Source organism: Serratia sp. CY81684, from assembly GCF_052166595.1.
In the GTDB taxonomy this organism is placed as follows: Bacteria; Pseudomonadota; Gammaproteobacteria; order Enterobacterales; family Enterobacteriaceae; genus Serratia; species Serratia nematodiphila.
The window spans coordinates 496497-520957 of sequence record NZ_JBJNOO010000004.1; the positions used below are offsets into that span (position 1 = coordinate 496497).

The 24461-nt window shown below is 60.7% G+C and carries 29 protein-coding genes; 7 read left to right on the forward strand and 22 right to left on the reverse strand.

Annotation, left to right across the window (positions count from 1 at the left end; translation table 11 throughout):
- Positions 1-149 precede the first annotated feature (149 nt).
- The 3 genes from ptsN to npr all read left to right on the forward strand — a co-directional run bounded on the left by ptsN (position 150) and on the right by npr (position 1862).
- Positions 150-611: a PTS IIA-like nitrogen regulatory protein PtsN gene (ptsN, locus tag ACJ8QF_RS17330; RefSeq protein WP_016930212.1), complete on the forward strand. Its 462-nt coding sequence runs from the start codon at positions 150-152 to the stop codon at positions 609-611.
- 127 nt (positions 612-738) lie between these two features.
- Positions 739-1593, forward strand: coding sequence for an RNase adapter RapZ (gene rapZ, locus ACJ8QF_RS17335; RefSeq protein WP_015379177.1), 855 nt, complete (start codon positions 739-741; stop codon positions 1591-1593).
- The gene (gene npr, locus ACJ8QF_RS17340; RefSeq protein WP_004937034.1) at positions 1590-1862 is read left to right on the forward strand and encodes a PTS phosphocarrier protein NPr; all 273 of its coding nucleotides are present in this window, start codon (positions 1590-1592) and stop codon (positions 1860-1862) included. The genes rapZ and npr overlap by 4 nt, the downstream gene beginning before the upstream one ends.
- Before the next feature lie 42 nt (positions 1863-1904).
- On the opposite strand, the gene ACJ8QF_RS17345 is transcribed toward npr, so the two are convergent.
- The 10 genes from ACJ8QF_RS17345 to ACJ8QF_RS17390 form a co-directional block, all read right to left on the reverse strand.
- On the reverse strand, positions 1905-3821 hold the full coding sequence (locus ACJ8QF_RS17345; protein ID WP_442537721.1) for a BglG family transcription antiterminator: 1917 nt from the start codon (positions 3819-3821) through the stop codon (positions 1905-1907).
- A 51-nt stretch (positions 3822-3872) separates the two neighbouring features.
- The gene (locus ACJ8QF_RS17350) at positions 3873-5087 is read right to left on the reverse strand and encodes a lactonase family protein (protein ID WP_442537722.1); all 1215 of its coding nucleotides are present in this window, start codon (positions 5085-5087) and stop codon (positions 3873-3875) included.
- Positions 5088-5174: 87 nt separating this feature from the next.
- The gene (gene dagF / locus ACJ8QF_RS17355; RefSeq protein ID WP_004937022.1) at positions 5175-5915 is read right to left on the reverse strand and encodes a 2-dehydro-3-deoxy-phosphogluconate aldolase; all 741 of its coding nucleotides are present in this window, start codon (positions 5913-5915) and stop codon (positions 5175-5177) included.
- A complete protein-coding gene (locus tag ACJ8QF_RS17360; protein ID WP_021505110.1) occupies positions 5912-7030 on the reverse strand; it encodes a DgaE family pyridoxal phosphate-dependent ammonia lyase in 1119 nt (372 codons plus the stop codon). Before ACJ8QF_RS17360 ends, dagF begins: the two co-directional genes overlap by 4 nt.
- Positions 7014-8153 carry an amidohydrolase/deacetylase family metallohydrolase gene (locus tag ACJ8QF_RS17365; protein ID WP_286093612.1) on the reverse strand — a complete coding sequence of 380 codons (1140 nt, stop codon included), beginning with the start codon at positions 8151-8153 and terminating at the stop codon, positions 7014-7016. The genes ACJ8QF_RS17360 and ACJ8QF_RS17365 overlap by 17 nt, the downstream gene beginning before the upstream one ends.
- 63 nt (positions 8154-8216) lie before the next feature.
- Positions 8217-8867: a DUF4310 family protein gene (locus ACJ8QF_RS17370; protein ID WP_004937013.1), complete on the reverse strand. Its 651-nt coding sequence runs from the start codon at positions 8865-8867 to the stop codon at positions 8217-8219.
- A gap of 11 nt (positions 8868-8878) precedes the next feature.
- Positions 8879-9655: a DUF4311 domain-containing protein gene (locus ACJ8QF_RS17375; protein ID WP_004937006.1), complete on the reverse strand. Its 777-nt coding sequence runs from the start codon at positions 9653-9655 to the stop codon at positions 8879-8881.
- Positions 9656-9685: 30 nt separating this feature from the next.
- Positions 9686-9982 carry a DUF4312 family protein gene (locus ACJ8QF_RS17380; RefSeq protein WP_004937003.1) on the reverse strand — a complete coding sequence of 99 codons (297 nt, stop codon included), beginning with the start codon at positions 9980-9982 and terminating at the stop codon, positions 9686-9688.
- Positions 9982-10347, reverse strand: a complete 366-nt coding sequence (locus tag ACJ8QF_RS17385; protein WP_004937000.1) for a glycine-rich SFCGS family protein — start codon at positions 10345-10347, stop codon at positions 9982-9984. Before ACJ8QF_RS17385 ends, ACJ8QF_RS17380 begins: the two co-directional genes overlap by 1 nt.
- A 36-nt stretch (positions 10348-10383) precedes the next feature.
- On the reverse strand, positions 10384-10701 hold the full coding sequence (locus tag ACJ8QF_RS17390) for a glycine dehydrogenase (RefSeq protein WP_086016691.1): 318 nt from the start codon (positions 10699-10701) through the stop codon (positions 10384-10386).
- A 454-nt stretch (positions 10702-11155) separates the two neighbouring features.
- Here ACJ8QF_RS17390 and rnk point away from each other — a divergent pair, with 454 nt between their 5' ends.
- Entirely contained in the window at positions 11156-11566 is a 411-nt protein-coding gene (gene rnk / locus ACJ8QF_RS17395; protein ID WP_004936993.1) for a nucleoside diphosphate kinase regulator, read from the forward strand.
- A 37-nt stretch (positions 11567-11603) separates the two neighbouring features.
- Here the strand turns inward: rnk and ACJ8QF_RS17400 are convergent, their stop codons facing one another.
- The 3 genes from ACJ8QF_RS17400 to ACJ8QF_RS17410 are packed head-to-tail and all read right to left on the reverse strand — an operon-like array spanning position 11604 to position 14717.
- On the reverse strand, positions 11604-12392 hold the full coding sequence (locus ACJ8QF_RS17400) for a sulfite exporter TauE/SafE family protein (protein ID WP_004936987.1): 789 nt from the start codon (positions 12390-12392) through the stop codon (positions 11604-11606).
- Positions 12385-13266, reverse strand: coding sequence for a formyltransferase family protein (locus ACJ8QF_RS17405; protein WP_004936983.1), 882 nt, complete (start codon positions 13264-13266; stop codon positions 12385-12387). Before ACJ8QF_RS17405 ends, ACJ8QF_RS17400 begins: the two co-directional genes overlap by 8 nt.
- Entirely contained in the window at positions 13263-14717 is a 1455-nt protein-coding gene (locus ACJ8QF_RS17410) for an FAD/NAD(P)-binding protein (RefSeq protein WP_004936982.1), read from the reverse strand. Before ACJ8QF_RS17410 ends, ACJ8QF_RS17405 begins: the two co-directional genes overlap by 4 nt.
- 283 nt (positions 14718-15000) lie before the next feature.
- Here ACJ8QF_RS17410 and ACJ8QF_RS17415 point away from each other — a divergent pair, with 283 nt between their 5' ends.
- On the forward strand, positions 15001-15783 hold the full coding sequence (locus ACJ8QF_RS17415) for an AraC family transcriptional regulator (RefSeq protein WP_442537723.1): 783 nt from the start codon (positions 15001-15003) through the stop codon (positions 15781-15783).
- 4 nt (positions 15784-15787) lie between these two features.
- On the opposite strand, the gene cybC is transcribed toward ACJ8QF_RS17415, so the two are convergent.
- Together cybC and pmbA are read right to left on the reverse strand one after the other, a co-directional pair.
- Entirely contained in the window at positions 15788-16174 is a 387-nt protein-coding gene (gene cybC, locus ACJ8QF_RS17420) for a cytochrome b562 (RefSeq protein ID WP_004936973.1), read from the reverse strand.
- Between the two features lie 138 nt (positions 16175-16312).
- The gene (pmbA, locus tag ACJ8QF_RS17425) at positions 16313-17653 is read right to left on the reverse strand and encodes a metalloprotease PmbA (RefSeq protein ID WP_033639296.1); all 1341 of its coding nucleotides are present in this window, start codon (positions 17651-17653) and stop codon (positions 16313-16315) included.
- Positions 17654-17832: 179 nt separating this feature from the next.
- Between pmbA and yjgA the strand changes: the two genes are divergently transcribed.
- The gene (gene yjgA, locus ACJ8QF_RS17430; RefSeq protein ID WP_004936968.1) at positions 17833-18381 is read left to right on the forward strand and encodes a ribosome biogenesis factor YjgA; all 549 of its coding nucleotides are present in this window, start codon (positions 17833-17835) and stop codon (positions 18379-18381) included.
- A gap of 30 nt (positions 18382-18411) precedes the next feature.
- Here yjgA and ACJ8QF_RS17435 read toward each other — a convergent pair whose 3' ends face one another.
- The 5 genes from ACJ8QF_RS17435 to aaeX form a co-directional block, all read right to left on the reverse strand.
- A complete protein-coding gene (locus ACJ8QF_RS17435; RefSeq protein ID WP_004936963.1) occupies positions 18412-18711 on the reverse strand; it encodes a barstar family protein in 300 nt (99 codons plus the stop codon).
- 5 nt (positions 18712-18716) lie between these two features.
- Positions 18717-19184, reverse strand: a complete 468-nt coding sequence (locus ACJ8QF_RS17440) for a ribonuclease (RefSeq protein ID WP_206194971.1) — start codon at positions 19182-19184, stop codon at positions 18717-18719.
- Between the two features lie 280 nt (positions 19185-19464).
- Positions 19465-21432 (reverse strand): p-hydroxybenzoic acid efflux pump subunit AaeB, encoded by a 1968-nt coding sequence (aaeB, locus tag ACJ8QF_RS17445; RefSeq protein ID WP_033632003.1) that lies wholly within the window; start codon positions 21430-21432, stop codon positions 19465-19467.
- A complete protein-coding gene (aaeA, locus tag ACJ8QF_RS17450; RefSeq protein WP_442537724.1) occupies positions 21432-22367 on the reverse strand; it encodes a p-hydroxybenzoic acid efflux pump subunit AaeA in 936 nt (311 codons plus the stop codon). The genes aaeB and aaeA overlap by 1 nt, the downstream gene beginning before the upstream one ends.
- 7 nt (positions 22368-22374) lie before the next feature.
- On the reverse strand, positions 22375-22578 hold the full coding sequence (gene aaeX / locus ACJ8QF_RS17455; RefSeq protein ID WP_004936952.1) for a p-hydroxybenzoic acid efflux pump operon protein AaeX: 204 nt from the start codon (positions 22576-22578) through the stop codon (positions 22375-22377).
- 314 nt (positions 22579-22892) lie between these two features.
- Between aaeX and aaeR the strand changes: the two genes are divergently transcribed.
- Positions 22893-23804, forward strand: a complete 912-nt coding sequence (gene aaeR, locus ACJ8QF_RS17460; RefSeq protein WP_015379188.1) for an HTH-type transcriptional activator AaeR — start codon at positions 22893-22895, stop codon at positions 23802-23804.
- Here aaeR and ACJ8QF_RS17465 read toward each other — a convergent pair.
- Both ACJ8QF_RS17465 and ACJ8QF_RS17470 read right to left on the reverse strand, forming a co-directional pair.
- The gene (locus ACJ8QF_RS17465) at positions 23795-24115 is read right to left on the reverse strand and encodes a hypothetical protein (protein ID WP_280631169.1); all 321 of its coding nucleotides are present in this window, start codon (positions 24113-24115) and stop codon (positions 23795-23797) included. The genes aaeR and ACJ8QF_RS17465 overlap by 10 nt on opposite strands.
- On the reverse strand, positions 24112-24387 hold the full coding sequence (locus tag ACJ8QF_RS17470) for a double zinc ribbon domain-containing protein (protein ID WP_004936944.1): 276 nt from the start codon (positions 24385-24387) through the stop codon (positions 24112-24114). Before ACJ8QF_RS17470 ends, ACJ8QF_RS17465 begins: the two co-directional genes overlap by 4 nt.
- Positions 24388-24461 lie beyond the last annotated feature (74 nt).

Consider the following 24461-nt stretch of genomic DNA (forward strand, 5'->3'; position numbering starts at 1 on the left):
AACCCATTCCATGAGGCGGCATCCGTCGCCGCCTCACCCTTCGGCGCGTGACCCGCATGGGTGACGCGCCGAACGGTAATCAGGGTTAAAACCGACGAAAAACCGCCTTGCCGGGCGCGCCCGGCGGCGCGGTTTTAAGTGAAGATGAGATGAACAACGAATATATGCAATTAAGCTCGGTGTTAAACATCGAGTGCACCAAAAGCTCGGTACACTGCACCAGCAAGAAGCGGGCTTTGGAAATTATCAGCGAACTGGCCGCCAAACAGCTCAACCTGCCTTCGCAGGTGGTGTTTGACGCGGTTCTCACCCGGGAGCGCATGGGCAGCACCGGTATCGGCAACGGTATCGCCATTCCCCACGGCAAACTGGAAGAGGACACACTGCGGGCCGTTGGCGTGTTTATCCGTCTCGACCAACCCATCGCTTTCGACGCTATCGACAACCAGCCGGTCGACCTGCTGTTCGCGCTGCTGGTGCCTGCCGATCAGTGCAAAACCCATTTGCATACGCTGTCGCTGGTCGCCAAACGCCTGGCCGACAAAACCGTATGCCGCCGCCTGCGCGCCGCGCAGAGCGACGAAGAACTTTACCAAATCATCACCGAGTGATGCCCGGCCGGCGTGACTTCCAGCCCGGATAACGATACTGTTTTACGATGATGGATCCGGCTGCGGCCGGAATAACAAAGTTTAACGGTGGCGATGAACGCCGCCGCGATGCCAGGGGAGTTGCCACATGGTGCTGATGATTGTCAGCGGCCGTTCCGGTTCCGGAAAATCCGTCGCCTTGCGGGCGCTGGAAGACATGGGTTTTTACTGCGTTGACAACCTGCCGGTGGTGCTGCTGCCGCAGCTCGCCAATACGCTGGCGGAACGCAATATCTCCGCAGCGGTCAGCATCGACGTGCGCAACATGCCGGAATCACCGGAAGTGTTCGAATACGCGATGACTCAGCTGCCGGACAGCTTCTCGCCGCAGCTGCTGTTCCTCGACGCCGATCGCAACACGCTGATCCGCCGTTACAGCGACACCCGCCGCCTGCACCCGCTCTCCAGCAAAAACCTGTCGCTGGAAAGCGCCATCGACGAAGAGAGCGATCTGCTCGAACCGCTGCGCTCGCGGGCGGACCTGATTATCGACACCTCAGAAATGTCGGTGCATGAGCTGGCCGAAATGCTGCGCACCCGCCTGCTGGGCAAGCGCGAGCGCGAACTGACCATGGTGTTCGAATCCTTCGGCTTCAAACACGGCATCCCGATCGACGCCGACTACGTGTTCGACGTGCGCTTCCTGCCGAACCCGCACTGGGATCCGAAGCTGCGGCCGATGACCGGCCTGGACAAACCGGTGGCGTCGTTCCTCGATCGCCATACCGAAGTACACAACTTCATCTACCAGACCCGCAGCTATCTGGAACAGTGGCTGCCGATGCTGGAAACCAACAACCGCAGCTACCTGACGGTCGCCATTGGCTGTACCGGCGGCAAGCACCGTTCGGTGTACGTGGCGGAACAGCTGGCCGATTACTTCCGCTCGCGCGGCAAGAACGTGCAGTCGCGCCACCGCACGCTGGAAAAGCGCAAACAATGACGGTCAAACAGACGGTTGAAATCAAAAACAAGCTGGGCATGCACGCGCGCCCGGCGATGAAACTGTTCGAACTGGTGCAAAGCTTCGATGCCGAGGTGATGCTGCGCAACGAAAGCGGCACCGAGGCCGAAGCCAGCAGCGTCATCGCGCTGCTGATGCTGGACTCCGCCCAGGGCCGGCATATCGAAGTCGAAGCGACCGGCCCCGACGAAGTCAACGCGCTGGCGGCAGTGGTCGAGCTGTTCAACTCCGGGTTTGATGAAGATTAGTCGCTGAGGGCGCGCCTCTGCGCCCAATCACTCACATGCCCCTCAACTCCGGCTCAGGCAGTCCAGCGCCACCGCTTTGAAGCTGTCGAAGCTGTCGCTGCCCAGCAGGCGGCTCATTGAACGTTCACGCACGAAGGTGACGAACAGCTCGTAGATCGCCATCGCCTCTTCATAATCGCTCTTGCTGATCGCCAGCAGGAAAATCACGTGCGCAACCTCACCTTCCCCCCAGGCGACGCCCTGCGGCGCCAGCAGCGTCACCACCACGGTCTTCTTCGCCAGCAGCCCCAGCGAATGCGGCAGCGCGATGCCCTCGCCCAGCAGCGTGGAGACGATCGCCTCGCGTTCGACCACCGACGGATAAAAGTCCGCGCCGACGTACCCTTCTCGCTCCAGCTGGCCGCACACCCGGCTGAACAGCTCCGCCTGCGTCAGCGGCTCGTTGAGCACCATAAAATGTTCGGCGTCGAAGAACTTCTCCAGCATGTACGGTTTGGTGCGATCCACCAGCACCAATTTGCCCAGTTGTTCCAGCTGATAATCGGTCGGGAACGGCGACATCACCACCACCGGCTTGTTCTTCTCGCCGATGCGGGCGTTGGAAATCACGAAGTCTTCGTCGATGTGCGCGAGCATCTCGTAATCGCGCAGCGAGACGATGCGCGTCATCACCAGCTGCGGATACTTGCGCGCAATCTGCGCCTGGATCATGCGCACCGTCGAGTTGCCGGTGTCGCACACCAGCATCACCTGCGGGTGGCGTTCATAACCGATGTTGTAATGCCGCTCCAGCCCCACGCCAATGTGCAACACCAGATAGCCGATCTCGTTTTCACTCAGCGTATAAGGCGTGTACTTGCCCCAGCTGGAGACCGCCGCCAGCGTCACGTCGTAAGCCATCGGATAGTGCTGCTTGATGTTGGCCAGCAGCGGATTGGGGATATTGATCTGGTATTTCACCCGCGTAATCATGGTCTTGATATGGGTGAGCAGATCGGCCCGCAGCTGCTCGTCGCCCTGCAGATTGTAGTTATAGTGTGCGTTGATGTAGGACAGGATGTAGTCCACCAGCGCCTCTTCATCGTCGGCGTTGATCTCGGTCGGTTGCACGTCCTGTACGCGCCGCGCGGCGATGTTGACCCGCAGATAGGCCTCTTCGGCCATCGAGATCTCTTTGCCGGAGGCCTCGCGCAGCTCCGCCGCCAGACGGGTCGACACCTGACGCACCGCCTCGTCGCCGTCCTCCACCTCGAAGTCCGGCAGCGGATAACCGTCGTTGATGCGCCGCAGCGCCACCGCGCAGTAGAAGATCAGGTACTGCTCGCCCTCGTCGGTCAGGCGAATGGCGTATTGCGACAACAGCGGGTGCAGCAATCCGGCGAACGCCGCCACCTGCGGCTGCAACAGGATCTCGTTGTTGAGCAACGGGTTCTCGGCGTCGGCCAGCTGCAGCTGGAACAGCAGATCGGTCAGGCAGGCGCGGATCGCCATCTCCGCGCCGAACAGCTTCATGCCGTAGCGCGGCTTGGTTTCGATCGTCAATTGATAGTGCGCCAGACGCTCTCTCACCTCAGCCATGTCGTTTTGCAGCGTGCCGCGGCTGACGAACCATTCGTCGGCCAGATCTTCCAGTTTGAGAGAGAAGGCTGAGGTCAAAAAACGCACCAGCAGATAATGCACCCGTTCCTGCGCGCTGCGCGGGGTGGCCTGTTTGCGGCGTTCCTGATGCTGCAGGGCGCTGAACAGCGCGGCGTTATCGACCTGCAGGCGATAGCCGGCTCCGCGGTTATGCACGAAACGCGCGCCGTATTTATCCAGGATCTCGTTCAGCGCGGTGATATCCGCCCGCACCGTGCGGGTGGACACGGCGAAACGCTTCGCCAGCTCATCCTGCGGCAAAGTCTCGGTTTGCAAAGCATCGAACAAGTAAGCCAAACGCGGGTAAGGAAATCGCACCATTCTGTGTCCGTCAATCAGGTAGCCCACCCGGGGAACCGGGCGGGCCACGGGTTACTTCGCCGGCGGCAGGAACGCCATTTGCGAGGGGCTGCCGATCGGCAGATAGCCGCCCACAAAGCTGAGTTTGCCGTCCGTCGGGTTGACGCTGAAGCGGGTGACGTTATCGCTGCGCTGGTTCAGCGCATACAGATAGCGGCCATCCGGGCTCAGCGCCAGCGAACGCGGATAATCGCCGCGGGTCCAGGTTTCCGCCACCGGTTTCAACTCGCCGCCGGCGCCCACGCTGAACTGGGCAATGCTGTTATGCAGCCGGTTGGCGACGTACAGCGTGTCGCCGTTCTTGCTGAGTGCCAGCCCGGAAGCGAAGCTGGTGCCCTGATAGTCGGCGGGCAGCGCGGAAACCGCATGCAGTTGTTTCAGAGTACCTTTTTGGCGATCAAAACGGTAGCTGGTCAACGTCGAGGCCTCTTCGTTCACCAGCAGCACGGTGTCGCCGTCCGGGTGGAACACAAAATGACGCGGGCCGGCGCCGGCGGAAGAGGCGGCGATCCACGGCGGATCGTTCGGCGTCAGCTGGCCGTTCGCGGTGTCAAAGCGCCATTGGTAGATGCGATCCAACCCCAGATCGGTGGAGAACACGAACTTGCCGCTCGGATCGCTGGCGATCATATGGGCATGCGGGCCATTGTGATCGCTAATGGCGAAGCTGCCGTTCACCGCCGCCGCCGGTTTGGCCGCGCCCGCCGGGCCCTGCTGTTGCTGCACCGAGCTGGCGGCGCCCAGGCTGCCGTCCGCTTCAATCGGGAAAGCCGCCACGCTGCCGCTGACATAGTTCGCCACCAGCAGATGGCGGCCGTCCGGCGTCGAGGAGAGATACACCGGCCCTGCCCCCTGCGAATCTACCTGGTTGAGCTGCGTCAGTGCGCCATCGGCCGGATTGACCCGGTAAGCGGTGATGCCGCCGTGTTTGCCGCCGTTGAAGTCGGCCACTTCACTGGCGACATACAGCGTCTTGCCGTCAACGCTCAGCGTCAGCTGCGCCGGATTCGGCACGTTGCTGACCAGCGTGGCGTGGCTCAGCGCGCCGCTGGCCGGATCGACCTGCACCCGGTAAACGCCTTCGCCGTTGGGATTGTAGGTGCCGATATAGGCGAAATGAGATGACGTGGAGTTCATTGCATCCTCAGCATGCAGCGCCGGGCCGGTCACGGCCAGCAGCGCCAGGAACAACGCGGTGCGTCGGGTTGGAACCTGCCAGTTTCGCATAGTAATCCTCAGTATAGGTAACGGCGCGGCATGCCGCGCCACGGGAAAACCTTCGCCTCCCAGCGTTTACCTCATCCCATTACGCGTTCAGCCCACCAGCTTTTTGGTCATCGCCAGCAGGGTTTTCACGTCCTGCGGACGCGTGTCGCCGCTGGCGGCGTCGATGATCGAGCTGTAGATATGCGGGATCACGCGTTTCACGCCGGCCGCCAGGGCGATCTCAACGATCGGCTCGTAGTTTTCCAGATCGATGCCGCCGGTCGGCTCCAGCATGAAGTCATGCTCGGCGCAGGCCTTGGCGACGTATTGGTATTCGTCCTTGCACTTCAGGCCGCCCATCGGGAAATACTTGATGGAACTGCCGCCCATGTCCTTCAGCAAAGCGATGGCGGTTTCCACCGGCACGATGCCGTCCGGCGCCGCGGCGCTCAATGGGCCGGTAGAGATCTTCACCCAGCCGACGCGGCCGGTCGGCGACACCAGGCCGTTGACCACGCTGTCGTTCTGGCCCAGCAGCGCGCGGCTGGCGCCGACGCCGGTAAACACCTGGTTAACGTGCTGCGGCTGCACCTGCTGAGCGATCAGGCTGACCATCGCCGACTGCTTCGGATCGCCGGCACCCAGGCCGACCGACAGCGCGTTGTCGATCAGGCGCGCATAGCGCAGCATGTCGGTCACCGCGCTGTCGACGTCCGGGTAGTTCTTGGAAAGCACGCCCACCAGCACATGGCCTTCCGCCGCGGCGTAGATGTCCTGCGCGTTGGCTTTGGAGCCGGCCAGCACGTTCAGGCAGACGCGGTCGCGATAGTAGTTAGGCTGCAGCTTCATGCTTGTTTCTCCGTAAACAGATTCTTGATACAGCTAAAGACGGTCATCAGCTGTTGCTCGTCGACGCTGCGCACGTCGACCTCAATCTTGCCCTCGTTGGCCTTGTAGCCGCGGAAGTAGATGGCGATGTCGCCGGTTTTCAGCGCCTGAACAATGTCATAGGTCGACCGCCCCAGCACCGCCTCATCAAAGGTGATCTCGGCGCGGGCGATATCGCGGCCGGCGCTGTCCCAGACGGTTTTGGCGCTGACGCCGGTCAGGGTGTTGAGGCTGTTGAGGAACGGCGTCATCCGCGCCACCATCTGTTGCCCGGTGGTTTTCTCAAGCGTCAGATAGCTTTCAATTGCCTGCGTCAGGCCGAGGATGCCCTCTTTGCCGACCTTCATCGCCCGGCCGATGCCGCCGGATTGCAGCTTCACCCACTCGACGTACTGTTTCTTGCCGATAACCAGGCCGCTGGTCGGCCCCTCGATGGCTTTGGCACCGCTGTAGATCACCAGATCGGCCCCCATCTGGTAGTAACACATCAGATCTTCTTCCGCCGCGGCGTCGACGATCAGCGGCAGGTTATGTTTGCGCGCCACCACCGCCGCCTGTTCGACGGACAGAATGCTTTTCTGCACGCAGTGGTGCGATTTGACGTACAGGATCGCCGCCGTCTGCGGCGTGATGCAGGCTTCAATCTGCTCCGGCGAACATTCGTTGGCGTAGCCCGCCTCCACTACCTTGCCGCCGCCCAGCGCCACCATGGTGTCCACCGGCGCGCCGAAGTTGACGTTGTGGCCGCGCGGCAGCACGATCTCGCGCGGCACGGCGATCGGCGCCGAGTGCAGGTTCACCAGCAGATTGGCGTTATCTTTAACGATCACCGCCGCCACTGACTGGGCGATCCCCGCCGAAGCGCAGGAAACGATCACCGCGTCCTCCACGTTGAGCAGATCGGCGATGTAGGCACCGGTCTTGTTGACCAGATCCTTGATTTCGAAATAGTGGTTCAGGCCGTAATCAACGGCGTCGATCACGTCCTGGCGCGGCGTGGAAACGCCGAGAATGGTCATGCGGCCGGAGGTGTTGATCACCTGCTTCAAACCGTATTTTTCATAAATCGAAGACATGGCTTGCCTCCCCTTGTTCGGTTAATAGGATTTCTCCGGCCACCACCGTGGCCAGCGGCACCAACAGCCGTTCGCCCTCGGCGGTTTGCCCTTCGGCGTCGGTGAACACCTGCGGTTCGCGGCGCAGTTCAAACAGCGTGAAATCGGCGTCATAGCCCGGCTCCAGCCGCCCTTTGCCGCTGAGCTGCAGCGCCGACGCGGCGTTCTCCGTCACGCAGGCGATCACCTGCGGCAGCGTCAGGCCGACGCTGAAGAATTTGGACATCACCGTCGCCAGGCTATGCACCGGCCCGTTCATGCGGTTGCGGCAGTAAATATCGGAGCTGATGGTGTGCGGCAAAATGCCCAGTTTGATCGCCTGGCGCGCCACCTCGAAGCTGAAGCTGGCGGTGCCGTGCCCCACGTCGAGCAACACGCCGCGCCGCAGCGCGCGCTGGATAGACTCGCGCAATGTGCCCGCCGGCGTCAGAATGCGGTTCGGTTTGCCGTTGTAGCAGTGGGTGATGATGTCGCCGCGGGTCAGCAGATCGGCGATGTCGTCCAGATCCGGCGGGTTGTTGCCGATATGCACCATCAGCGGCAGCTGGCGGTTTTCCTGCTGGATCTCTTTGGCCAACACCAGCGGCCGGGTACCGTTTTTCCCCACCACGCTGCTGCTCATGCGCGCCTTGATGCCGATGATGAAACCGGGGTGATTGGCGATGGCCTGGCCGGCCTCGCGCTTGTCGATGTCCGTCAACTCCGCCAGCTCGTTCTGCCGCAGCAGGCCGATGCGCGAGATGTTGAGGAAGGCGAAAACGTTTGTTTTGGCGCTGCGCGTCAGCTGATAAAAGGCGTCGATATCGTCGGCGCCGGTGCTGCCGGCGTCGACCACGCTGGTGACGCCGCTGGCGACGCCGACCCGATCCGGCTCGTCATGGTAAATCGGCGATTCGGGATAGCAGTGCACGTGCGCGTCGATCCAACCGGCGCTCAGGCGGCAGTTGCCCGCCAGATCCAGCTGGCGAACGGCGCTGACGTCCGCCGCCAGCCGCCCCACCGAGGCTATTTTGCCGTCCTTTACCGCCAGATCGATCAGCGTATCGTCCGCCAGTCTGGCGCCTCTGATTACTAAGTCATACATACCGCATTGCTCCTGTTAGCCCGGGCGCCGCCTCAGCCTCGGGCGGCGCCTGGCGCAGGCCTCTTAAGAAATGGCTACCGGGAAGATCGCCCCCAGGATCATCGCGCCGAGGATCGCTCCGCCGGTGATCGGTTTACCCCAGATATAGAACAGCAGCGCGCCGAGCAGCGAACCGATGCCGATCGGGATCGAAGCGGTCATCGCCGACAGGATGATCAACGGCCCGAGGAAACGGCCCGACGAGTTGCCCGCGCCCATCATCACGTCCGCGCCGTAGGTGGAGTTGCTCTGATTGATGGTGAATTTGCGCGCCAGGATGATCACGTAACCGATCGCCAGGCCGATGATCAGACCGGTGGCCAGCGACGCGGCGAAGTTGGCGACCGGGAACACGATGCCGGCCCCCAGCAGCAGCGCCGGTACGCCCAGCCCGACGCCGGTCTGGATCGCGCCGCCGATGTCGAGGATGCCCACCAGCGAGCCTTCGATGATGCGCGCGAACAGGAAGCTGGCGCCGAACGCCGCCACCGCGCCGTACACGCCGGTATCCATCCCCGCCCGCAGCATGGAGACGAAGGCCACTTCGTTAAAGGCGCCGATGCCGTACAGGTAGTACATGTGCGTCCCGGCGAACACGCCGGAGGACAGCAGGCCAACAAAAATCGGGAATGACCAGTCGGCGTACCAGAAGCCTTTTTGGGTTTGCTCTTCCATCATCCCGCTCCTTATTTACCGCTCAGGGTGTTGTGAATGGCGTCCAGCCAGCCCGGCACGCCGAGGCTGAAGGACTCGAGAACTTTCATGTCGAAGCCACGGAAGAAGCCGCTCAGCACGAACAGCAGCACGATCACCGCCATCATGATCTTGGTGATCTTGTTCCAGCCGCTCTCTTCCACGCCCTTGCCGATCAGAATGCCCAGCACCAGGCCCGGTACGGCGTTGCCCATGATCAGCTGCGCCAGGCCGCCGAAGATGGTGCCCCAGAAGCCGGAACGGCGCCCGGCGTCGATCGCCGCCAGCCAGAAGATCACCGGCATCACGGTGTTCACCAGCAGGTTGGCCGCCGGCACCAGCACCTTGATCGCGGTGACCTGCAGCGCGGCAGGCACGGCGGAAGCGGTGGTATTGAGGAAGGCCACCACCAGCATGCCGATGATGCCGCAGGCGATAGCCATTTTTTTCGGATCGTGCAGCGTTTGCGCCAGATTGCGGTTTTTGACCATCAAAGCCGCCGCGCCCCAGTGCGGGATGATGCGGTGATCGACGTCCTGCGTGAAGGAGCCCGCCGCCACGGAAGACGCCCAGGCGTTGAAGAAGAAGCCCAGACCGAAGGAGAAGTGGGAAGCCGGATCGCCCTCGCAGGAGTTCAGCTCGCCCAGGGTGCGAAACGCTCCCATGCCCTGTGTTGTCGGTGCGTGGAACATGCGTGCGGCGCCGGCCCCTACGCCGACCCCCACCAGCCCACCGATAATAATCGATTTAAATAAGATGATTAAAAACATCAGTATACCCTTTCATTTATGCTAACGTTTTTATTTCGTGACGAAGACAACCTTCTCGGTATTGATAATGGTTACGTTCACGGTTATTTCCAGAGAAACGGCATAGCTCTTTCTTTCACGCGGCAAAAAGAAGAAAAGAAATTTCTCTTTAGTTATTTTCTCTTCCGCCTTCACTACGCTGACGTCCTGCGGCTCGATGCGCAGCAGAATATTGTTGGTGGACTTTAATACCGCGCCCTGCACATTAGCCAAGGCGGAAGCAAAAGCTTTCGCTTTGCTGTCGCCCTTACCCTCCACCTTCACCGATGTGGTATATTGCTCTTTCATTATGGATTGCCATGTTTTTTGACGTAGGCTTCCACCAGTTTCTGGCCCAGCTCTTCTTTATCCATAAAGCCGAAACCCAGCACGTTGCAGCCTTCGTTAATTGCCGTCACGCCCTCTTCCACCGAACGCATGCCGTATTTGGCTTTGTAGCCGTATTTGGTTTGCGCGGTAATCGCACCGGCGCCGCCGCTGCCGCAAAAAGAGATGCCCAGCTGCGCGTTTTCCGCTTTCATGACGTCGCCCAGCTTCATATCCGCCGCCACGCCGGGGATGACCACCGCTTTTCCGCCTGCGTTTTCAACGCCCTGGCCGACTTTTTGCCCTTTGCCCAAACGATCGCCGATCACTACGGTAATTTGACCCATGGTATATTCTCCTGATTGAAATCGATGCGTTAACCGCTATGCGTTATTATCTTTCGCCACTTCGAAGTGCACGGACAGCAAATAGGCCTCTTCGATAGGCAATGTGCCAAACTGATCCACCACGCGCTCCGCCATTTGCATGGACTCGGCGGAAATTTCGTCGAACAATGATTTATCCACCTCCGGCAACGGCTCACCGGTTATTGAGCGCAGCACCATGGCGCGAATATGCGATTCCAGCATCTGTTGCTGCACCGCATTGGTATAAATATTCTCAGCATTCAGCATCGCGGTAATATCCGCCAGCACCCGAGCGGTGATCTCACCGGCTTCGCTGATATCGGATTGTTCAATTTCTTTTAATGAAGCAGATCCATCATTCACTTTTCAGTACCCCTAGATCCCACATTAATCAGTAAGCCGTAAAGCGCATCACCTGAATAACCCGCTTTCTGTGATGTCTTTACCCTACCCCCGGCAAGATTTTCTGTGGAGACCGGTTTTTTCCAGTTCGAAGTGGAAATCGAATGACGCGCGGAGATCCATTTCGCAAAACGGCGCTACGGCGAAAAAGTAAATGAGATAACAAATACATAACCCGGCTAACGGTTTTTTTTTGTCTCGATTGACGATAAAAGCCTTCGTGATCGGGATCTCTTTCTTTTCTCGCCCCAACCGCCTACTATCAATGGGACAAATCGACATTACCCACACCCCCGCTCCTCTGGCGCGGGGGTGTTGCTTTGTGTTGTTTTTCCGAATTTATGGGCGCACAGACTGGCGCCCTTTGATTTGACTGGAGAGTGGAATGACCAAACCCATCATTACTATTAATGAGCTGGATGCGGAACGCCTGGATGCGCTATTGGAACAACCGGCCTTTGCCAACACCGACGTCGCCGCCGCGCTGAACGACGAGTTGGATCGCGCGGAAATCCTGCCGCCGGAGAAAATGCCGGCCAACGTGGTGACCATGAACAGCCGCGTGCGTTTTCGCGATCTGCACACCGATGAAGAGCATGTGCGCACGCTGGTCTACCCGGCCTCGCTGAAAGACAGCCACGATCAGCTGTCGGTGATGGCGCCGCTGGGCGCAGCGCTGCTCGGCATGCACGTCGGCAAGCAGATCTCCTGGCAATTGCCGAACGGTGAAGAAGCGCGGATTGAAGTGCTGGAATTGCTGTATCAGCCGGAAGCGGCGGGCGAATACCACCGTTAAGCGGTTTTCAGGGCGGCATCCGGCCGCCCTTTCTGTCTCAGATACAGATGGCGATCAACACGGCGATCAGCAGCAGCACGTAGATTTTGGCATGCAGCGCGTCGCTCACCTTCGGCAAACAGCGCCTGGCAAACACGATCCCCGCAATCCCCGCCGCCACCAGCAGCCCCAGAATGTTCAGATTGACGTAACCCAGATACTGCGGCCCGCTCATCTCGCGCCACCCCAACACGATATACATCAGCGCCCCGATCACCGCCACCGGGATCGACAGCGGGTTGGCGGCGCTGACGCAATATTTCATGTCGTAACCATGGCGACGCAGCAGCGGCACGGTCATCACGCTGCCGCCCACCCCCAGCAGCGTGGCGATGCCGCCGATCAACGGCCCGCCGCCCCACAACGTGGCGGGAGACAGTTCGGCGCGCGCCGGTTTGATCAGGAAGCCCCGGCGGAACAGACAGTCGGCGATGGTCACCGCCATATAGACCACAAACAGCCAGCGGATCACGCCGTCCGCCAGCAGCGAGGAGGCGAACGCGCCCAGCGCCGCGCCGATGCCGATGAAAAAGATCAGCGGTACGATGGTTTCTCGCAGCAGGTTGCCGCTGCGCCAGTTGGTCAGGGTGGCATAACTCGCGTTGAGGATCATCACCGCTGTCGAGGTCGCTACAGCAATATGCATCGCCTGACCGGGCTGCTCGCCCGAGGCGGAGATCAGGTGATAGACAAAAGGCACCACCACAAAGCCGCCGCCGAAGCCGAACAGAATGGTGGTGATGCCGGTCAGAAAACCGGCACCCAGTACAATCAACGTTTCAATCATGGCCGTGCGCCCGCACGAAGTCGTCGAACCCGGCGCAGAACTGCCCCGCCAGCGGGTGGAAACGATCGCCGACGAACAGCCCCAGATACTGCTCGCGCACGGCGTCGTGATCCACCAGCTCAATGCCCGCCTGTTCCGCCCGCGCCAGCGTCTGTGCGTCCGGGAAGCCCCAATAGCGCGAATCACCCTGCTTTTCCGCCGCTATCGCTTCGCGCCGTTCCGCCCGCATGAGCTGGCGCGCCAGGAAGGTGCCGCTTTGCACGCCCAGCAACATCATGTTTTCCAGGAACGACAGATCGTGACGCAACTCGGCGGGCAGACGGGCGAGCACCGGGCCGGCGTCCCAGTGCTCATCCATTTCATGCAGCGTCACCGCACAGCTCTTGTCACCGTTCATCATTGCGCGGAATAGCGTCATCACCCCGCGATAGCGCGGCAAGTCGCCCGGATGCAGATTCCACAGCAGCTTGCCGCGCCGGCTGAAGGCGCGCACATAGTCGGCGGAAAATTTCTGATAACAGCGCAAAGAAATCACCCCGTCCATATGCTCCAGGCTGCTGATAAACGCGGTGTCATTGATGTCGAGAACGCGATGCGCTTTGACCCCGGCGGCGGCCAGGAACAGGGCCGGCGGTTGATAGGCCCCCTCACAGGCGGCGGCGTTGCGGCCAACGAACGGGAACACAAAATCGTTCAGCACCTCGCGCTCGTACAGCCCCAGACGGCGAACCGCCGGCTCCTGGGTGCGGCCGCCGCTTTTCGCCAGGGGGAAATACACCGTAAAAGCACACTCGCCTTTCAGGGCGGCGATCAGATCCTGACACACCAGCCAGGAGAAAATGTCGTTGCCGACAAAGAGCGCTACGTTTTTCATACTTCAGCCTTCTTTGCGTTGAAAATAGGGTTGTTGAACACGATTTTGCTGATATCCCGCGTGATGGATTCCATCGCCGAGGTATAAAAAAGATCGCCCTTGGCGGGCGCGCCGAGCGAGTAGAGATGCTGCTCACGGCCGCGTCGGTCGGCGATTTTCAGCGTATGCGGGTTGCACTTCACGCCGCCGAACAGGTTCTCTTGCACCAGCCCGTCTTGCAGCAGCTGCTGGCTCAGGCGGTTGGGCGGCAGTTGATAGGAAGGCGTGGTGCAGTTGAACAGATACTGCGCGCGCACCCGCGACTCATGGCAACGAAGGATAAACCCGTCCGTTGCCTTGCTGATATCCACCAGGCCGCCGCAGGCGCGCAGGCGTTGGCTCTCCAGCGCCGCCACGATCTTGTAGGCATTCTTGATCGGCATGGCGTGCCGATTGCGCATCCAGGAGGAGTTGTAAAAGCGCATGAAGACCTGCCGGTTGTTGGCATCCATCTTGACCCAGGCGGCGCACACCGCCGGGTGGATCGCCGCCAGATAGCTGCAGATATGCTCCCTGGCAAAGCGCGCGCGATCGAGGCTGTCCGCCAGATCGCGGTAGCAATCGCGCCTTTCCCCCAGCGCCGAGAGCACCGTCAGCCGCTCCGGCCCCGGATAGTAGCGCGCCAGCGCGGCGTTGATCGCATGCACCAGCTGATGCGCGTCAATAAAATCGCGGCCGGCGACAAAGCGCCGCAGCGCCTCAACAAACGCCTCCGGCGGCGGACGCATCAGCGCCGGCTGCACGCTGGGGAACAGGCCCGAGCGCGACAGGGCGCAGATGTCGGTCGCTCCCAGCCGCTCCATCAGTTCAACGATGGCGTCAATCGCCGTCAGGCTGCAGCCGATCACGCCGATGCTCGAATAAGGGTTGATCGGCGGCAGATCCTGATGAGCCTGATAAGCGATCACCCCATCCACTGGGTAAAGGCATTCCGGCGGGTTGTGCCCCGAACACAGCACCAGCGCGTTCATCTGCTCGGCGCCGCCGCAGGCGGTGGTCAGCCGATAGCCGGCTTCGTGCGGCGCGATGGCATTCACTTCGGCGGTCACGAAATTCAGCGCTACGTTACTGTCCGCCGCCATATATATCGTCATGTCGCGAATAAAATCGAGATATTCCCGATACAGCCAGCGCGGCGGATAACGATCCTGGCAAAACTGCGGAAAATGCATGGCGATCCAATCAACGAAGTGCGCTTCGTCGAAAATATCCGCCGACATATTTTCCGGCGTCATATTTAATATATGGCTGTCAAAATCGCTGCTGTATGCCATACCGCCTTTAAATCCCTGCTTGTCGAAAACCGTCAGGGAAAGCGGCCTTTTGCAATGATTAACCGACTTATTTTTTATAAAGTTATAGGCAAAAGAGATGCCGGCGGCCCCGCCGCCAATCACACCGAACTTATACATGAAATATCACCTTATAGTCATTGAACTGCGCTAAGAACTATTGCTTCAGGTGTTGGAATAAAATGACGCTTTATTCCTTATTAACTTCTTGTATTGCGAGAACGAGAACCTTCGTCCCACCCTGGTGTGAAGACTTGTACGGGTTTCATGGCCGATAAAATAACGGCGCCCCGAACAAGCGTTATTTTTCTGCCCCGATAGTAGGGCGACCGTCGCTGGCTTGCTTTATATGAAAGGCCAACTATCATTGCGTTTCGGCCAATTTGCCCGCCAAAGGGAACACATGCGCAACGTCCGCATTGATGACATCGACCACGTAACCCGCGCGGTGATCGCCATCGGCACCGATTATCCGCCGGGGCACCTGCTGCCAATGCACAGCCACCGGCGTGCGCAGTTGCTGTACGGCGCTACCGGCGTCATGCACGTTTTCACGCAGCAAGGCAATTGGGTCGTTCCGCCGCAGCACGCGGTGTGGCTGCCGCCGCAGATGCCGCACGCGGTGCGGATGGTCGGCGTCACCACCCGCAGCCTGTACCTCGAACCCGGCGCGTTGCCCGCCGAACGCCCGCAGGTATGTCAGGTGGTCAGCGTCACGCCGCTGATGCGCCAGCTGTTGATGGCGGCGGTGGATATGCCGCTGGAGTATGAACAACAGGGCCGTGACGGAGCGCTGGCGGCGCTGCTGCTGCACGAGCTGGCCCGGCTGCAACCTTTGCCGTTGCACATCCCGCTGCCCGCCGATCCTCGGCTGGGTGAGCTGTGCCGCGCCTTTTTGCAACACCCCGACGCCCACGACTCCGCGCAGCGGTGGGCGCACCGTCTGTACATGAGCATTCGCACCTTCAGCCGCTTCTTTCGCGCGCAGACCGGCCTGCCTTTTTCGCAATGGCGCCAGCGCGCCTGCGTGGTGCTGGCGCTGGCGCTGCTGGCCGAAGGGCACAGCGTGACGCAGGTGGCGATGGAGATGGGATATGACAGCAGCGCGGCGTTTTCAACCATGTTCCGCCGCGTGCTGGGGCAGGCGCCCTCCTCCTATCTGACAGAAGACGGGCGCGACGGTTGACGGATTAGCGGAATTTCTTGTGGTTGGCGTCGCGGGTTTGCTTGAAGCCTTGCGCCAGCTGCTTCGCTTCGGCGACTTTGCCCTGATTGGCCAGCGCCAGCGCCTGATCGATCTGGCCGATCAGGGTGTCCAACCCGCTGCGGAAATCTTTCATCTCCGGGCTGTCGGCGGCTTTGTCTTCCAGCTTCGGCGGAGTGCCCTGTTTGGCATCCTGCGCGGCGGCGCGCATGTTCTGCAGGCTCTGTTTGAGGGTAGCGGCTGAGTCGGTATTCAGCACCGTTTTGTAGTTTTCCGCCAGGGTGTCCATATCGTCGCCGAGATCGGCGGCGACCGCCAGCGAACTGGCTGCCAGCAGCGCCAACGCCGCCAGCGCTTTCAGGGTATTCTGCATGTTTGCTCACCTTCCAGTTATTGTTTTAATTAACCCACCGTTACCATAGGCAAGGCCGGGAAAAATCGAAACCGGAGATTTGTAAGCAAGGTTGAGACGGGATAACGCGCGGCCGGCGGGCGCCGGCCGCGCAGCGGATCACTGGCCGGCGATCTTCATTTCCGGCAGCAGCACCGAACCGCACTGGATATTGCTGCGGGTTTCGATATCGCTGCCGACGCTGACGATGTTGCGCAGCATGTCTTTCAGGTTGCCGGCGATGGTGATCTCGCTGACTGGGTACTGGATCTCGCCATTTTCCACCCAAAAACCGGCGGCGCCGCGAGAATAATCGCCGGTGACGCCGCTGACGCCCTGGCCCATCAATTCGGTGACCACCAGGCCGGTGCCAAGCTGCTTCAGCATGCCGGCGAAGTCTGCGCCCTGCCCGGCAATGCGCCAGTTATGGATGCCGCCGGCATGGCCGGTGCTGTGCAGGCCCAGCTTGCGCGCCGAGTAGCTGGTCATCAGCCAGGTTTGCAGCACGCCATCCTTGACGATATCGCGCCGCTGGGTGCGCACGCCCTCGCTGTCGAACGGCGTCGACGCCAGCCCTTTCAGCAGGTGCGGATGCTCCTCGACGGTCAGCCACTCCGGCAGGATCTGCTTGCCGAGCGAGTCCAACAGGAAGGTAGATTTGCGATAAACGCTGCTGCCGCTGATGGCGCCTACCAGATGGCCGAACAATCCGGTGGCCACCTCGGAGGCGAACAGTACCGGCGCCTTCATGGTCGACAATTTGCGCGGCGCGAGGCGCGCCAGCGTGCGGCGGGCGCACTCCTGTCCCACCCACTCCGGGCTGTGCAGATCGCCCATCGCCCGGCCGATGGTGTAAGCGTAATCCCGCTCCATGTCGCCGTCCTGTTCTGCGATGACGCAGCTGGACAGCGAGTGACGGCTGGAACAGTAGCTTTGCAGCATGCCGTGGCTGTTGCCGAACACCTTGATGCCGTAGTGGCTGTTGAAGCTGCCGCCTTCGGTGTTGGTAATGCGTTTGTCCGCCGCCAGCGAAGCCTGCTCGGCGCGCGCCGCCAGCTCGATGCCGCGCTCGGCGTCCAGCTCGGTCGGGTGGAACAGATCGAGATCCGGCGCCTCGAACGCCAGCAGATCTTTCTCCGCCGGGCCGGCGCAGGGATCCTCAGAGGTATAGCGCGCGATGTCCAGCGCCGCCTGTACGGTGCGAGCGATGGCGTCCGGGCTGAGATCGGTGGAAGAGGCGCTGCCTTTGCGCTGGCGGTGATACACGGTAATGCCCAGCGCACCATCGCTGTTGAACTCGACGTTTTCCACTTCGCCGAAGCGGGTGCTGACGCTGATGCCGGTCGATTTGGTGACCGCGACTTCCGCCGCGTCGGAACCGGCGCGGGCCAGCTCCAGCGCCTGAGAAACGGCCTGTTCCAGCGCCTTGCGCTGTTCTGCAACTTGAGTGACTACTTTCATCAATCTGCCATAATTAATCAGAAAATCGTTGAGAAAAGTGCCGGAGCGGCGTAGTTGTGCACGCGGAGCGGCGCGCAAAAATCCTGAGATCTCTGCCGTTGAGTCTAACAGGAACCGCGTTGAATTTCGCATAAAGCCGGCAACCTGTTAGGATTAGCCTCTTTTTAACGGAGCCTACCATGAACAAACAGCCTGAAGACTGGCTCGACGATGTCCCGGAGAATGAAAACGAGGACGATGACGAGATTATCTGGGTCAGTAAAAGTGAGATTAAACGTGATGCCGAAGCGCTGAAAGACCTGGGGGCCGAAATGGTCGATCTGGGCAAAAACGCGCTGGATCGCATTCCGTTGGATGAAGATTTGCGTGCCGCCATCGAACTGGCGCAGAAGATCAAAAAAGAGGGCCGTCGCCGTCAGCTGCAGCTGATCGGTAAAATGTTGCGCGCCCGCGATATCGAGCCGATCCAGACCGCGCTCGACAAGCTGAAAAACCGCCACAACCAGCAGGTTTCGCTGTTCCACAAGCTGGAAGCGCTGCGCGACCGTCTGGTCGAAGAAGGCGATGACGTCATTCCGTCGATCCTGGATCTGTATCCGGCCGCCGATCGCCAACAGCTGCGTTCACTGGTGCGCAACGCGCAGAAAGAGAAGGCCGCCAACAAGCCGCCTAAGGCTTACCGCCAGATCTTCCAATACCTGCGCGAGCTGGCCGAAGCGGCCGACTAAGCGCCGCCGCCATCCCGGGATGAACCCGTTTCATCCCCGGTGATGTGCCGGTTCGCCGCTGCTTTCGCGGATATTGAAGCGCAGGCTGCCTTCCAGCTCTTCTTCCGCCTCTTCAAACAGCAGAATGATCGCGCCGAAACGACGCTTGCTGCGGGCATTCAGGTGAGTGAACTCGATTTCCACCGGCAGACCGATATCGCCGGTCACTACGTCCCACAGCGCGTCGAGGTTGGCGCCGAATCCCTCGTCCAGCGCAAACTTGTGCGCAAAATCGCGGTAGAAGGTCGGCACATCTTGGATCTGTTCAAAATCAAACTCTACTTTTGCCATCAAACTCACTCCACACGAATGAAGTTTTTGTAATGGTCGCGCGTGACGAAGATCAGACCGTCGCTCGAATACAGCAGGCGATCGGCGCCGCGCCGGCCACACTGGTAATTGATGTCCGCTTCGCGCCAGACCCGGCCGCCGGCGCTCGGCAGTTGCCCTTCACGGTTAGAGAATCGATCGCCGCCAATCGCCTTGCCCGGCAATACCTCACAGAGGTTGCCTGAACGCGGGTCCCAGCCCTGCTCGCGCGCCTGCTTCTTGGTGACGTAATAGCCCGGAAGCCGCTGATGCTGCTGCAGGTAACTCACCACCGTTTGCTGCTGCGTGAGCCGATCGATGCTCTGCTGTTGCCCCGCCGGCGCTTGTACCACCGTCGCATTGCCGCCGATCGCACGGTGCTCGTTGCCGCGCAGCGCGCTGAAGACGGCGATGACCACGGCGATGACAATCGCCAACAGAATCCGCTTGTTCATGACATTCCCTGAAATTATGCCGCCGAAGGCGCCGCAGCTCCCCCAGGCTAGTTAGGTATATAGCCGACCAGGATGAAACTAAGATGACCGGCACGTCACGTTTTCACGGCGGTAAGCGTTTCATCCACTCATGACAATGATGCCACTTTCCAGTCGTTCTGGCACTCGGAGTCTCTCTGAAAACGGGCCGCCTCACATGAGGCGGCTCGCCATGCCAGGCGCTGCTTTCAGTATAGTCAGGGAAGGCGCCGCACAACGCGGCGCAACAGGAGGGAACGCATCAATCGATCAAGGCGTGACGATAGCGATGCAGCATGTCGGCCAGGCGTTTCACCGGCCCGGTGACGCTGAGCGGCGCCTGATTGTCCACCAGCTTCTGCTGGTACTCGTTCATTTCACCCAGCAAGCGATCGTAGTAATAGGCGCGCTTGACGTCGTTCTTGGCGGAGACCACCCGATCGGCGGTGCTGCGGATCTGGCGGTGGAAGGCCGACAGCTCTTCGCTGACCGGAATCTCCGCCCGCTGCATGCGCTGGTGGGCGATGATCAGGTTCAGCGCCAGACGATACTTGGCGATGTCGTTCGGGAACATCATCAGCAACTGGTTAAGCTGCTGATACAGCGCCGGCAGGTGGTTTTGCCGACGACGCGCCGCCTTGGTGGTCAGCGCCGACACCGCGCTGCTGACGAACTGGTTGAGCAACGTGCGGCCGGTGCGTTCACGCGAATTGTCGCGGATCAGCAGCAGCACCATCAGCCCAACGCAGCTGCCGAGGAACTGGCCCAGCGCCCCGTCGAGAAACTGGGTGACGTTGAACTCCATCGGGTTGCTCAGCACCAGAATGTTGATGGTCCCGGCCAGCAGCCCCAGCGAACCGAGCCGCCGCTTCTGCACCTCGATGCCGATGAAAAACGCCAGCAGGCCGAGGCTGAGACACAGCAGCAAAATGCTCTGCTGCGTTGCCGGCAGGATCACCATGAAGAACAGAGAGCCGACCGGGATCGCCGCCAGCATGCCCAGCACGAAATCCATCGCCACCATGCGCGGCGCCGGGGTGCGCATCGCCAGCGAGGTGATGACCGCGATGATCACCATAAAACCGCTGCCGGACGTCCAGCCGGTCCACAGCCACAGCAGGCTGCCGAAGGCCGTCGCCACAAAGGTGCGCAGGCCGTTGATCATCGCGTGATGTCCTTCCGCCGAAGTCGGCTTGACCACGGTTTCGTTGCTCAACACCCCCTCTTCCACCGCGCTGATGCTGCAGTTGGCGTGCACGCCTTTCGACAGCAGCAGGTAGCGCGTCGCCGCGCCGACCCAGCCGGTGAGGGTCGGCAGCGTTTCCTCGGAACGATGCGTGGTCAGCACCTGGCGCAGCAGCTTCATGCGCTTGTGGATCTCCTGCGGGGTTTCCGCCGGGACCATCAGTTGCTCACGCAGGCTGTCTTTCAGCGCGTCCGGGTGATTCAACAAGATCAGATAGGTTTCGCAGGCCTGGGTGATCAGCGTCAGCGACAGCGTATGCAGCGCTTTTACCCGGCGGTTGACCTTCTGCCAGCGCGAGGACTCCATCATCAGGTTGTTGCGCATGCCGTCCAGCGCCGTGGTGCTCTTCACCAGATTGCTCCAGGCGCGATCGATATCCTCTTTGTCGGCATTGCTGATGCACATCTGCATCAGGCGGTATTGCGCCACCAGCAGCTGATCCACCGCCCGATCGATGTCCTGTTTGATCGAACGCGGCGAGAACAGCAGATCCGCCAACACGGCGCTGACGATCCCCAGCACGATCTCGCTGCAACGTTCGATGGCGAACTGCGGCGCTTCCAGCAGATGAGACTCGCTGGTGGCGACCGTCACGATGATGATCAGCGCGGTATACCCGGCCAGCCCCCAGGCATAGGAGTTCTCCACCTTGATAAGCGAAGAGATCCAGGTGCAGAAACCGGCCCAGATGCAGCACAGCAACAGCATCACCACCGGCGCGCGGGCGGTGGTGATGATAATGATCAGGCCGACGAAGCAACCGATAAAGGTGCCGATAATGCGCAGCCAGCCGCGGTGGCGGATGGCGCCGGAGAAGGGTTCGCCGCCGGCGGCAAAGGCCGGGCCGGCGGCGACGATGGCGGCGGTCATCGCCGACCAGCGCGGGGTTTCCAGATTGAGATGGAAGCCGACGAACAGCGCAAACACAATCGCGAAGCTGAGTTTGAAGGCGAATCTCAGCCGGATAAAGGTTGGGCTGCTCATTAGCCGAACTCACGCAGCCGGTGCATCAGGCGCACAAAAGGCGAGCCGCTGTCGGCATTGCGATCGTTCTTGCCGACGATCACCACGGTAGCGGTGGTGCCGGCCGGGTACGGATGCTGTTGATCCTTGGCGTCCAGCAGGATCTTCACCGGCACGCGCTGCGCCAGGCGCACCCACTCCAGGTTGCTGTCAATCGAGGCCAACCCTTTGTTGTTCACCGTGCTGCTGCTGTTGTTCACCGCCGCCGCCACGCTGTCGACGGTGCCGTGCATGATGCGGTTGCTGCCGAGCGGGGTGATCTCCGCGCGGTCGCCCTTATTCAGGCCATTCAGCTTGGTTTCTTCCAGGTACGCCAGGATGTAGAAGGAATCTTTCTTCACCAGCGCCACCGCCACCGAGCCGCGGGTGATGTATTCGCCGGCATGGACGTTGAGGTTGGTGCTCCAGCCATCGGCCGGCGCCCGCACCGTGGTGCGTTCCAGATCCAGCTGCGCCAGCTCGCGCGCCGCAATGGCCTTCGCCAACTGGTGCTGCACGGTCTGCAGTGAGTTGTTCGACTGGTCAATCTCTTCCTGCGACATCGCCTGCACGCCCAGCTTCACGCGGCGGCCGGCCTCGCGCCGTTTTTCCGCCGCCAGCGTCTGATAGTAGGCGACGTCGGCGCCGGCTTCCGCCAGCGCCTGCTCATAACGCGGCCGATCGACCACGAACAGCACCTGGCCTTTCTTCACCAGTTGGTTATCCACCACCGGCACGTCGGTCAGCAGGCCGCTGACGTCCGGGGCGATCGCCACCACATCGGCGGTAAACTTGGCATCACGCGTCCACGGCGACTCGGTGTAGAACACCCAGGCCTTGAATATCGCGGCGATGCCCAACAGCACAAGAATCAAAGTGATCGCGATTCGGGTTATTTTTATCGAAAAATTTTTCACAGCGACCTCAAACAAAAAGACACGAAATCAGATAAAACAAGCAGCAATACAGCGCGGTGTTAAACAGCGCCGGATGCCAGACAAAATCGTAAATCCCCGTCGGCTGCAGCAGGCGGCGCAGGAGAAAAAACAGCGCCAGCGACACCAGCAGCTCGAAAAACACCGGCGGAAACGACAGCCCGAAGATGACCATAACCGGAAGCAAACTCATCACTTTTTCCTTATTGTTCACTACGCCGGGGAAAGACACATCTCGCCATTCACATTCTCTTTACATTTTAGCGTGCGCGCGCCACAAATCTTGACCGGACAGCTTGTCCAGGTCACGAACCCGAAAAAAGGTTAAACTTGGGGGCAGACATCCACGACAGGGATTGCGAGGGTGCCGGAGGAGCGGCAGGATTGCGTTGCCGATCGCTCTCGCACGTTGGTAAGGTCTATTCACCCGACCACGTTATATTAGCCTGCTTACTATCAAGTCATCAACAATCTGTGATCTAAATCACTTTTAAGCCAGAGTGAATAATGGAAAGATTAAAACGGATGTCGGTATTCGCCAAAGTGGTTGAGTTCGGGTCGTTTACCGCGGCCGCACGCCAACTCGACATGAGCGTTTCATCGATCAGTCAGACCGTCTCGAAACTGGAAAATGAACTGCAGGTCAAGCTGTTGAACCGCAGCACGCGCAGCATCGGCCTGACCGAGGCCGGCAAAATCTACTATCAGGGCTGCCGACGCATGCTGCAGGAAGTCAGCGAGGTGCATGAGCAGCTGTACGCATTTAACAATACTCCCGCCGGCACGCTGCGCATCGGCAGCTCATCTACCATGGCGCAAAACGTGCTGGCGAACATGACCGCCGAGATGATGAAAGAGTACCCAGGCCTGACGGTCAACCTGGTAACCGGCATTCCGGCGCCGGATCTGATCACCGACGGACTGGATCTGGTGATCCGCACCGGGGCGCTGCAGGACTCCAGCCTGTTCTCCCGCCGCCTGGGGCAGATGCCGATGGTGGTGTGCGCCGCAAAAAGCTACCTGATCCAGCACGGTACGCCGCAGAAGCCGAGCGACATGGTCAACTTCTCCTGGCTGGAGTACAGCGTGCGGCCCGACAGCGAATTTGAACTGATGTCGCCGGAAGGCATCACTACACGCATTTCCCCGCAGGGGCGCTTCGTCACCAACGACTCCTCCACCATGATCCGTTGGCTGAAAAACGGCGCCGGCATCGCCTACGCCCCGCTGATGTGGGTGATCGAAGAGATCAAACGCGGCGAGATCGAGATCCTGTTCAAAAGCTACCATTCGGATCCGCGGCCGATCTACGCGCTCTATACCGAGAAAGACAAACTGCCGCTGAAGGTGCAGGTGTGCATCAACTATTTAACCGACTATTTCGAACGCGTAGCGGCGGTCTATCAGGGCTATCGCTGAGCGGCGCTCAAATAGCGGCGCGCCAGCGCGGCCAGCAGCGTCAGCGCCACCATGCCGAAGCCCCACAGCAGCCAGACGGCGTAGCCCGCCCAGGTCAGCAGCACAGGAAAATAGCTCGCCAGCCCGCTGCCCAGCTGTTTCAGCCATGGCAGCCAGGCGTCCAGCACCGCCTGCGGCACCAGGCTCAGCGCACCGTTCACCGGCAACGATGCCTTTCCGGCTGCCTCCGCCAACGCCGGGAGCCAGGCCAGCAGCGTCCATAGCGCCATGGCGCCCAGCAGCAGCGCGAGTGTCCAACCGCCCCGGTTCACGGCACACCGCCGCCGCACTGCGGACAAAAGCGGCTACCCGGCGGCAACGGTGCGGCGCACTGGCCGCAGGTGGCGCTTAGCGCGGCAAACGGCTGACCGCAGCGGTGGCAATAACGGGCGCCCGATTTATTCACTGCCCGGCATTCCGGGCACTGCGGCCCCGGCTCGCCATGCTGGTTATAGCGGTTGCCATGATGCCCGCCGCCGTGGCCCGCGCGCTGATGACCGCCGTGAATACCGCCTTGCCCCAACAACCGTTTCAGTAAGCTCATCCCGCCTCTCCTCTGTGCATTGACGCTGAACCTCACTGTAAACCCTGGAGTAAACTCCAGGGTAAAGCCCGGCG

Excerpts from the sequence above, each read along its gene's own strand:
- ACJ8QF_RS17400 (WP_004936987.1), bottom strand. The coding sequence starts at position 12,392 with ATGATTGAAACGTTGATTGTACTGGGTGCCGGTTTTCTGACCGGCATC.
- yjgA (WP_004936968.1), top strand. The coding sequence starts at position 17,833 with ATGAACAAACAGCCTGAAGACTGGCTCGACGATGTCCCGGAGAATGAA.
- ACJ8QF_RS17370 (WP_004937013.1), bottom strand. The coding sequence starts at position 8,867 with ATGGAAGAGCAAACCCAAAAAGGCTTCTGGTACGCCGACTGGTCATTC.
- ACJ8QF_RS17365 (WP_286093612.1), bottom strand. The coding sequence starts at position 8,153 with ATGTATGACTTAGTAATCAGAGGCGCCAGACTGGCGGACGATACGCTG.
- rnk (WP_004936993.1), top strand. The coding sequence starts at position 11,156 with ATGACCAAACCCATCATTACTATTAATGAGCTGGATGCGGAACGCCTG.
- ACJ8QF_RS17350 (WP_442537722.1), bottom strand. The coding sequence starts at position 5,087 with ATGCGAAACTGGCAGGTTCCAACCCGACGCACCGCGTTGTTCCTGGCG.
- npr (WP_004937034.1), top strand. The coding sequence starts at position 1,590 with ATGACGGTCAAACAGACGGTTGAAATCAAAAACAAGCTGGGCATGCAC.
- ACJ8QF_RS17440 (WP_206194971.1), bottom strand. The coding sequence starts at position 19,184 with ATGAACAAGCGGATTCTGTTGGCGATTGTCATCGCCGTGGTCATCGCC.
- ACJ8QF_RS17345 (WP_442537721.1), bottom strand. The coding sequence starts at position 3,821 with ATGGTGCGATTTCCTTACCCGCGTTTGGCTTACTTGTTCGATGCTTTG.
- ACJ8QF_RS17360 (WP_021505110.1), bottom strand. The coding sequence starts at position 7,030 with ATGTCTTCGATTTATGAAAAATACGGTTTGAAGCAGGTGATCAACACC.
- rapZ (WP_015379177.1), top strand. The coding sequence starts at position 739 with ATGGTGCTGATGATTGTCAGCGGCCGTTCCGGTTCCGGAAAATCCGTC.
- ACJ8QF_RS17380 (WP_004937003.1), bottom strand. The coding sequence starts at position 9,982 with ATGAAAGAGCAATATACCACATCGGTGAAGGTGGAGGGTAAGGGCGAC.
- ACJ8QF_RS17470 (WP_004936944.1), bottom strand. The coding sequence starts at position 24,387 with ATGAGCTTACTGAAACGGTTGTTGGGGCAAGGCGGTATTCACGGCGGT.
- aaeB (WP_033632003.1), bottom strand. The coding sequence starts at position 21,432 with ATGAGCAGCCCAACCTTTATCCGGCTGAGATTCGCCTTCAAACTCAGC.
- ACJ8QF_RS17435 (WP_004936963.1), bottom strand. The coding sequence starts at position 18,711 with ATGGCAAAAGTAGAGTTTGATTTTGAACAGATCCAAGATGTGCCGACC.
- ACJ8QF_RS17415 (WP_442537723.1), top strand. The coding sequence starts at position 15,001 with ATGCGCAACGTCCGCATTGATGACATCGACCACGTAACCCGCGCGGTG.
- ACJ8QF_RS17375 (WP_004937006.1), bottom strand. The coding sequence starts at position 9,655 with ATGTTTTTAATCATCTTATTTAAATCGATTATTATCGGTGGGCTGGTG.
- pmbA (WP_033639296.1), bottom strand. The coding sequence starts at position 17,653 with ATGAAAGTAGTCACTCAAGTTGCAGAACAGCGCAAGGCGCTGGAACAG.
- ACJ8QF_RS17410 (WP_004936982.1), bottom strand. The coding sequence starts at position 14,717 with ATGTATAAGTTCGGTGTGATTGGCGGCGGGGCCGCCGGCATCTCTTTT.
- aaeX (WP_004936952.1), bottom strand. The coding sequence starts at position 22,578 with ATGAGTTTGCTTCCGGTTATGGTCATCTTCGGGCTGTCGTTTCCGCCG.
- ptsN (WP_016930212.1), top strand. The coding sequence starts at position 150 with ATGAACAACGAATATATGCAATTAAGCTCGGTGTTAAACATCGAGTGC.
- cybC (WP_004936973.1), bottom strand. The coding sequence starts at position 16,174 with ATGCAGAATACCCTGAAAGCGCTGGCGGCGTTGGCGCTGCTGGCAGCC.
- ACJ8QF_RS17385 (WP_004937000.1), bottom strand. The coding sequence starts at position 10,347 with ATGGGTCAAATTACCGTAGTGATCGGCGATCGTTTGGGCAAAGGGCAA.
- aaeR (WP_015379188.1), top strand. The coding sequence starts at position 22,893 with ATGGAAAGATTAAAACGGATGTCGGTATTCGCCAAAGTGGTTGAGTTC.
- dagF (WP_004937022.1), bottom strand. The coding sequence starts at position 5,915 with ATGAAGCTGCAGCCTAACTACTATCGCGACCGCGTCTGCCTGAACGTG.
- ACJ8QF_RS17405 (WP_004936983.1), bottom strand. The coding sequence starts at position 13,266 with ATGAAAAACGTAGCGCTCTTTGTCGGCAACGACATTTTCTCCTGGCTG.